Here is a 1,944-nt window from a genome sequence, read left to right on the forward strand (position 1 = left end):
GGCAACGGTCTGCGGGCTGAAGATCGGCAGCGTCGAGGCCACCTTGCCACCCTCGCTGGCGCGGGCGTCGAACTGGTCGTCCCAATTGCCGCGCGCCGAGGATTTCAGGATATCACCGATCACATCCTGCGCATTGGCGCCGCCGGCGACCACCGCGGCTGCGAGCGCGGAGGCTCCGGACAGGAAAAAACGACGGCTGGTTTTCATGGACGTTCCAGACATTGGGAGCAGTTCGATCACTTGCTGCGTTGATCACCGGGCGATCTCGCCCGCACTGTAAAATTGGCAATCTTAACAATTAGCCAACCATGGTCCGTATCAGCTTGGTGTGACAATGCACAGGCGCGATACGGGCTGCGGGTGAACGCATGGCCTTCACCACAGCATCACTGCCATTCTCGGTTCCATTGGAATATGGCGGCAACGTGGCCTTGCGGCCAAATCCGACCGGCCAGCATTCCGAAAAGAACGGACCGTGCTTTTTGGGTATCGATCGGCGATCGACCACGCGGTGCAATGACCAGCCAAATCAAAGAAAGGCCGATGCCTCTCGGCACCGGCCCTGACTGAAGGTCGATATTTCGGCCGCGCTTCTGTGGCGCGGGCCGGATCCGATGCGGCGGATGTCTTACATCCTTACATCCGGTAGGCGATGGTGTCGTTCCAGAAGCGGTCGAGCCGCTGCAAAGCGCGGTTCATCTGCTTGAACTCATCGGTGTTGATGCCGCCGACCTGTTCGATCGAGCCGACATGACGCTCATAGAGGCCGGCGACGACCTCGGCCACCTCATTGCCCTTCGGCGTCAGCGAGACACGGACCGAACGGCGGTCGATGCGCGAGCGCTGATGGTTGATGAAGCCGAGATCGACCAGCTTCTTCAGATTGTAGGAGACGTTCGAGCCGAGATAGTAGCCACGCGAGCGCAGCTCGCCGGCGGTCAGTTCGGAATTGCCGATGTTGAACAGCAGCAGTGCCTGGATGGCATTGATGTCGGAACGGCCGTTGCGGTCGAATTCGTCTTTGATCACATCAAGCAGGCGGCGGTGCAGCCGTTCAACAAGCTGCAGCGATTCCATGTACAGGGAACGGATAGCCTCACGGCGATCGTCGGATACGTTGGCGGTCTTCGCCGCCGGACGCGAATTGATCATTGTCTTTGCCTCTCGTTTGTCGCCCTGGTGATTTTTTGTTTTTCACCTTGATCGCGACACTATCGAATACTCATAAAATTCGACTTAAACGCTAGGGCTAACAAGAGCTTACCGGTAAGGGGTTTCGGAAGAGGCTTAACGAACGGTCACCCGAGCAAGGATAATTAACCTAAAGATTTCGGCAACGATTGCAGGGCTCATTCGAGGCGACAGCCGGGCCGCCAATGGGTTCACGGCTTAGTGGCGGACCGGGCGCTTCTGCAGGTAGATGACGACGCGAAAGACGATATAGAGCACCGCCACCGCCGCATGCGAGACGACAATCAGCAAGCGGTGGCCGAACAACTCGGGAAAGCCGGCGTACATGACCGTCTCGGTCACCGCGCAAATGAACCATATCACCGGGCCCCAGGACGCCAGCATCCACAGGCCGGCAGCGGCAAAGGGAAAGAACACGGCGAGCACCACCGCCGCGACCTGCCAGTGCACGGGCATCAGGTCGAAACGCCACAGTGTGCCCGGATAAAAGCCGATCAGCTTGATCCAGTAGAGAATGCCGAACAGCAGGCAGTAGCCCGATATGACGCGCTGGAACCAGGCGAAGATCACCTCCACCCCGGAGGGCTGCAGAACGATGCGCCTTGAGGTCACCTCGCTCATATCAGGAGTTCCCGTTCGCCGAGCGGAGCGAAATAGGCATCGACATCCGCTTCGCTGACCGCAGCGAGGCGTGCCGGCCGCCATTGCGGCTTCGAGCCCTTGTCGATGATGGCAGCGCGGATGCCTTCGTAG

At 59.3% G+C, this 1,944-nt stretch carries 3 protein-coding genes and 1 pseudogene; all 4 read right to left on the bottom strand.

Annotated elements, in window-relative coordinates:
- Positions 1–207, bottom strand: a pseudogene (locus EN991_RS34210) (murein L,D-transpeptidase); the annotation flags it as partial.
- A 429-nt stretch (positions 208–636) separates the two neighbouring features.
- A complete protein-coding gene (locus EN991_RS34215; RefSeq protein WP_008875359.1) occupies positions 637–1,152 on the bottom strand; it encodes a winged helix DNA-binding protein in 516 nt (171 codons plus the stop codon).
- A 237-nt stretch (positions 1,153–1,389) separates the two neighbouring features.
- Positions 1,390–1,812 (bottom strand): DUF6163 family protein, encoded by a 423-nt coding sequence (locus EN991_RS34220; protein WP_013532255.1) that lies wholly within the window; start codon positions 1,810–1,812, stop codon positions 1,390–1,392.
- The coding region (locus EN991_RS34225) for an enoyl-CoA hydratase/isomerase family protein (protein ID WP_206519308.1) at positions 1,809–1,944 on the bottom strand (136 nt) is incomplete at its 5' end. The genes EN991_RS34220 and EN991_RS34225, both read right to left, overlap by 4 nt.

The sequence above is a fragment of the Mesorhizobium sp. M7A.F.Ca.US.005.03.2.1 genome (assembly GCF_003997795.1).
In the GTDB taxonomy this organism is placed as follows: domain Bacteria; phylum Pseudomonadota; class Alphaproteobacteria; order Rhizobiales; family Rhizobiaceae; genus Mesorhizobium; species Mesorhizobium ciceri.

What these genes read in the sequence shown, in the direction of transcription:
- EN991_RS34215 (WP_008875359.1), bottom strand. Translation starts at nt 1,152, where the DNA reads ATGATCAATTCGCGTCCGGCGGCGAAGACCGCCAACGTATCCGACGAT.
- EN991_RS34220 (WP_013532255.1), bottom strand. Translation starts at nt 1,812, where the DNA reads ATGAGCGAGGTGACCTCAAGGCGCATCGTTCTGCAGCCCTCCGGGGTG.